The organism is Streptomyces bambusae (genome assembly GCF_019400985.1).
GTDB lineage: Bacteria > Actinomycetota > Actinomycetes > Streptomycetales > Streptomycetaceae > Streptomyces > Streptomyces bambusae_A.
Genome location: NZ_WTFF01000473.1, coordinates 1 through 4,243, shown reverse-complemented (window position 1 = coordinate 4,243; position 4,243 = coordinate 1). Strand labels below are relative to the sequence as shown.

3 protein-coding genes and 2 pseudogenes are annotated in these 4,243 nt (G+C 72.7%); 3 read left to right on the top strand and 2 right to left on the bottom strand.

The genetic code is table 11. From position 1 onward, the window contains the following. Positions 1-15: 15 nt before the first annotated feature. Positions 16-189, top strand: a pseudogene (locus GPJ59_RS38150) (site-2 protease family protein); the annotation flags it as partial. Between the two features lie 231 nt (positions 190-420). On the opposite strand, the pseudogene GPJ59_RS34225 reads toward GPJ59_RS38150, so the two are convergent. Both GPJ59_RS34225 and ccrA read right to left on the bottom strand, forming a co-directional pair. After that, a pseudogene (locus GPJ59_RS34225) lies at positions 421-855 on the bottom strand (AIR synthase related protein); the annotation flags it as partial. A gap of 5 nt (positions 856-860) precedes the next feature. After that, complete coding sequence (gene ccrA, locus GPJ59_RS34220) at positions 861-2,243, bottom strand: crotonyl-CoA carboxylase/reductase (protein ID WP_374200994.1); 1,383 nt, start codon at positions 2,241-2,243, stop codon at positions 861-863. Between the two features lie 252 nt (positions 2,244-2,495). On the opposite strand from ccrA, the gene GPJ59_RS34215 reads away from it, so the two are divergent. Together GPJ59_RS34215 and GPJ59_RS38995 are read left to right on the top strand one after the other, a co-directional pair. Then, complete coding sequence (locus GPJ59_RS34215) at positions 2,496-4,073, top strand: acyl-CoA carboxylase subunit beta (RefSeq protein WP_219671875.1); 1,578 nt, start codon at positions 2,496-2,498, stop codon at positions 4,071-4,073. Next, positions 4,070-4,243, top strand: a 174-nt coding sequence (locus GPJ59_RS38995; RefSeq protein ID WP_219671877.1) for an acyl-CoA carboxylase epsilon subunit, incomplete at its 3' end; no start/stop codon positions are given. The genes GPJ59_RS34215 and GPJ59_RS38995, both read left to right, overlap by 4 nt.

The following is a 4,243-nucleotide window of genomic DNA, read 5'->3' as shown; positions in this document are numbered from 1 at the left end:
GGGTAGGTTTCGCGCATGGCTCAGCAGGCGCGCCGCGGTGAGCGGCAGATCAGTTCCGTGTTCGTCGGCATCGTCGTGATCATGGCGGTGACCGGCTGGGCGGTGTGGACCAGCTACGCGACGGGCACGGGCCTGGCCGTGTTTCTCTTCGTCCCGGCCGCCTTGGTCGTCTCCCTGTGCCTGCACGAGTAAGCGCACGCGCGGACCGCCCCGCCCAGCCGCGACCTCCGCGTGGCGGGCCCCGGCCAGCAGCGTGCCCAGCGGCGCGCAGCCGCTGGGCACCAGGCTCTCGAAGCCCAGGCCGCGCCGCACGGAGAGGATGTGCGCGCCGTGCCCGCCGAGCGCCGAGCTGAGCACGATCCGGTCGCCGGGACGGGCGTCGCCCGCCCGCAGCGGGGCCTCGCGGAACACCCCGATGCCGGTGGTGTGCACGTACACCTGGTCGGCCTCGCCGGCCCGGACGACGCGGACGTCGGCGTCGGCGACGACCACGCCCGCCTCGCGGGCGGCGTCGCGCACGGAGGCCGCGAGCCGGCCCAGCTGCTCCAGGGGCAGACCCGCCTCGACGACCGCCGACAGGGTCAGGGCCAGCGGTTCGGCGCCGGCGGCGGCCAGCTCGTTGACCGTCCCGCACACGGCGACCCGCCCGACGTCGCCGCTGCCGTAGAACGGCGGGTCGATCACGTACGCGCCCGCCACCACGGCCGGCGGATGCGGGCCGAGCGGCGGACAGGCGCCCCGTACCGGCGCGAGGACCTCGTCCAGCAGGGCGCGCAGCGGCGCCCCGGCCGGGCCTTCCCCGTCGTGCGCGAGCGCGACCTGGCCGCCGGGGGCGGCGGCCGTGCCGGCTCTCATGGTCGTCACCCGGATTCCGGCAGGGTACGGCCGTCGCGGAAGCGGTTGATGGCATCGAGGTGCCGGGCGCGCAGCTCGTGGTCGCGCACGCCCAGGCCCTCCTCGGGCGCCAGGCACAGCACGCCGACCTTGCCCTGGTGGAGGTTGCGGTGGACGTCGTACGTCGCCTGGCCCGTCTCGGCGAGCGGGTACACCTTCGACAGGGTGGGGTGGATCCTGCCCTTGGCGACGAGGCGGTTGGCCTCCCAGGCCTCGCGGTAGTTGGCGAAGTGCGAGCCGACGATCCGCTTCAGCGACATCCACAGGTAGCGGTTGTCGTACTCGTGGATGTATCCCGAGGTCGAGGCGCAGGTGACGATCGTGCCGCCCTTGCGGGTGACGTAGACCGAGGCTCCGAAGGTCTCCCGGCCCGGGTGCTCGAAGACGATGTCGACGTCCTCGCCGCCGGTCAGCTCGCGGATCCTGGAGCCGAAGCGCTTCCACTCGCGCGGGTCCTGGCTGTGCTCGTCCTTCCAGAACCTGTACCCCTCGGCGTTGCGGTCGATGACCGCCTCGGCGCCCATCCTCCGGCAGATCTCCGCCTTCTCCGGCGAGGAGACGACACAGATCGGGTTGGCGCCGCCGGCCAGGGCCAGCTGGGTGGCGTACGAGCCGAGGCCGCCGCTCGCGCCCCAGATCAGGACGTTGTCGCCCTGCTTCATGCCGGCGCCGTTGCGGGAGACCAGCTGGCGGTAGGCGGTGGAGTTCACCAGGCCCGGGCTCGCGGCCTCCTCCCACGACAGGTGGGCGGGCTTCGGCATCAGCTGGTTGGCCTTGACCAGGGCGATCTCCGCCAGGCCGCCGAAGTTCGTCTCGAAGCCCCAGATCCGCTGCTCCGGGTCGAGCATGGTGTCGTTGTGGCCGTCCGCCGACTCCAGCTCGACGGACAGGCAGTGCGCGACGACCTCGGTGCCCGGCTTCCACCGGTTCACGCCGGGGCCGGTGCGCAGGACGACGCCCGCGAGGTCGGAGCCGATGATGTGGTACGGCAGGTCGTGGCGGGCCGCGAGCGGGGACATCCTCCCGTAGCGCTCCAGGAAGCCGAAGGTCGGCAGCGGCTCGAAGATCGAGCTCCACACCGTGTTGTAGTTGACCGAGGAGGCCATCACGGCCACCAGGGCCTCGCCGGGGCCGAGTTCGGGCAGCGGCACCTGCTCGACGTGCACCGACTTGCGGGAGTCCCGCTCCCGGGTCGGGATGCCCGCGAACATCTCCGTCTCGTCCTTGCGCACGGTCACCGCACGGTACGACTCGGGCAGCGGCAGCGCCGCGAAGTCGGCGGCGGTGACAGCGGGAGAACCGCTGCCAGATGCGGTCGACGCGGCGATCGCGTCGAGGATTTCCTTCACAGTGGCCTCCGGCGGTTCGGACGTGACGTTTCCACAGATACGCACGCGCGTGCCCGAAGTCCCGGGCACGGACCAGGCAGTGGGGTGGCCGGCCCGCAGGTAGGGGGTGGCGCCCGGCCCGGTGGGGGCAACCTCCCCGGTCAGCGGCCCCCCGCCCGGGGGTGCGCAAGCCCGGCTTTAGCGGACCGCCCGACGCTCCTCGGCGCGGCACCGGCCTGACCGGCCGGTGCCCCGCGGGCGAAAGGGGCCTCAATGAGCATCCGCGAGGAGATCCGGTACGCATCACTGGAGGAACGCACGGCGGAACTCGCCGACCTGCGCGAGCAGGTGCTGAGCGGGCCCAGCGAGGCGGCCACCGCCGCCCAGCACGCCAAGGGCAAGCTGACGGCGCGCGAACGCCTGGAGCTGCTCTTCGACAACGGCACGTTCACCGAGGTCGAGGGGATGCGCCGGCACCGCGCCACCGGCTTCGGCCTGGAGTACAAGAAGCCGTACACCGACGGCGTGGTCATCGGCTGGGGCCTGGTGCACGGGCGGACCGTCTTCGCCTACGCCCACGACTTCCGCATCTTCGGCGGCGCCCTGGGCGAGGCGCACGCCGAGAAGATCCACAAGCTGATGGACCTGGCCGAGGCCGCCGGGGCGCCGGTGGTCGGACTGTGCGACGGCGCCGGCGCCCGTATCCAGGAGGGCGTCACCGCGCTCGCCGGCTACGGCGGCATCTTCCAGCGCAACGTCCGCAACTCCGGGGTCATCCCCCAGATCTCGGTGATCATGGGCCCCTGTGCCGGCGGCGCCGCGTACTCCCCGGCGCTGACGGACTTCGTGTTCATGGTGCGCGGCACCTCCCAGATGTTCATCACCGGACCGGACGTGGTCCAGGCCGTCACCGGCGAGGCCGTCACCAGCGAGGTGCTCGGCGGGGCCGACAGCCACGCCGCCACCTCGGGCGTGGCCGCCTTCGCGTACGACGACGAGGAGAGCTGCCTGGAGGACGTACGGCACCTGCTGTCGCTGCTCCCGGCCAACAACGCGGAGCTGCCGCCCGCCGAGGACTGCGACGACCCGGCCGACCGCCGCTGCGAGGGCCTGTTCGACCTGGTGCCCGCCCAGCCGAACCAGTCGTACGACATCCGCCGGGTGATCGAGGAGGTCGTGGACCACGGCGAGCACTTCGAGATCCACGCCCAGTGGGCCCGCAACATCGTCTGCACCCTGGCCCGGCTCGGCGGACAGACCGTCGGCATCGTCGCCAACCAGCCCAGCACCATGGCGGGCGTGCTCGACATCCAGGCGAGTGAAAAAGGCGCGCGGTTCGTGCAGTTCTGCGACGCCTTCTCCATCCCGCTGGTCACCCTGGTGGACGTACCCGGCTTCCTGCCGGGCGTGGACCAGGAGCACGGCGGGGTCATCCGGCACGGCGCGAAGCTGCTCTACGCCTACTGCGACGCGACCGTCCCCCGCATCTCCCTGATCCTGCGCAAGGCGTACGGCGGCGCGTACATCGTCATGGACTCCCGCTCCATCGGGGCGGACATCGCGCTGGCCTGGCCGTCCAACGAGATCGCCGTCATGGGCGCGGAGGGCGCCGCGAACGTCATCTTCCGCCGCGAGATCGCCGCCTCCGACGACCCCGAGGCGACCCGCCAGATGAAGATCAAGGAGTACCGGAGCGAGCTCATGCACCCGTACTACGCGGCCGAGCGCGGCCTGGTGGACGACGTCATCGACCCGGCCGAGACCCGCGCCCGGCTGATCGACGCCCTGAACATGCTCAGGGGCAAGCACCGCCCGCGGCCCAGCCGCAAGCACGGGAACCTGCCGCTGTGAGCGCCGTGGACGCCGTGGACGCCGAGCTGCGGCAGGCAGCGTTCCGGGTGGTCGGCGGCTCGCCGACGCTGGAGGAGGTCGCGGCGATCGCGGCGCTGCTCACCGCCCGGCTGCGCGCCGCCGCCGCGGAGCCGGTGGCGCAGGCGCGCCCGGCGCGCACCGTCTGGCGG